The following is a 607-nucleotide window of genomic DNA, read 5'->3' on the forward strand; positions in this document are numbered from 1 at the left end:
CTGCGCAGCGAGCGGTCCACCGCGGCGCTGGCCCAGGCCCTGACCGCCACCCTGGGCGTGGCGCCGAAGATCGCCATCCAGGACGCCACGTCCCAGACCCAGACCCTGCACCAGCGCCAGGAGAGCGAGCGCGGCTCGCGCCAGAGCGCGGCCGAGGCGACCTTCCTCAACGATCCCGGCGTGCGACGCCTGATCGAGCAGCACGGCGCCCGCGTCGTGCCCGATTCCATCCGACCTTCAGACGAGTGATCCCATGCGCGGCAATATCGCCCAGCTGATGCAACAGGCGCAGAAGATGCAGGAAAACCTGCAGCGCGCCCAGGAAGAACTGGCCCAGCTCGAAGTCACCGGCAGCGCCGGCGGCGGCATGGTCAGCGTCACCCTGTCCGGCACCAAGGAGTGCCGCAAGGTGCGCATCGACCCGAGCGTCCTGTCCGACCAGGAAATGGCCGAGGACCTGATCGCGGCGGCGTTCAACGACGCCTCCAACAAGGTCGACGCCGAGTCCAAGAGCAAGATGGCCGCGGCCTCGGCCGGCATGCCGCTGCCGCCGGGCATGAAGCTGCCGTTCTGAGGCGGGAATGATGGAACGGGAATGAAGCGAAGG

Annotated in this window: 1 protein-coding gene and 1 pseudogene; both read left to right on the top strand. The window is 68.7% G+C overall.

The window, feature by feature from the left end; translation table 11 throughout:
- Window positions 1–249 (top strand): annotated as a pseudogene (locus IG80_RS15415) (DNA polymerase III subunit gamma/tau); the annotation flags it as partial.
- Window positions 250–253: 4 nt separating this feature from the next.
- Entirely contained in the window at window positions 254–574 is a 321-nt protein-coding gene (locus tag IG80_RS0111840; RefSeq protein ID WP_032114234.1) for a YbaB/EbfC family nucleoid-associated protein, read from the top strand.
- The last annotated feature ends 33 nt before the right edge of the window (window positions 575–607 follow it).

Source organism: Candidatus Paracaedibacter symbiosus (assembly GCF_000757605.1).
GTDB classification, from domain to species: domain Bacteria; phylum Pseudomonadota; class Alphaproteobacteria; order Paracaedibacterales; family Paracaedibacteraceae; genus Paracaedibacter_A; species Paracaedibacter_A symbiosus.

Coding starts and splice junctions, on each gene's coding strand:
- IG80_RS0111840 (WP_032114234.1), top strand. CDS start 254: ATGCGCGGCAATATCGCCCAGCTGATGCAACAGGCGCAGAAGATGCAG.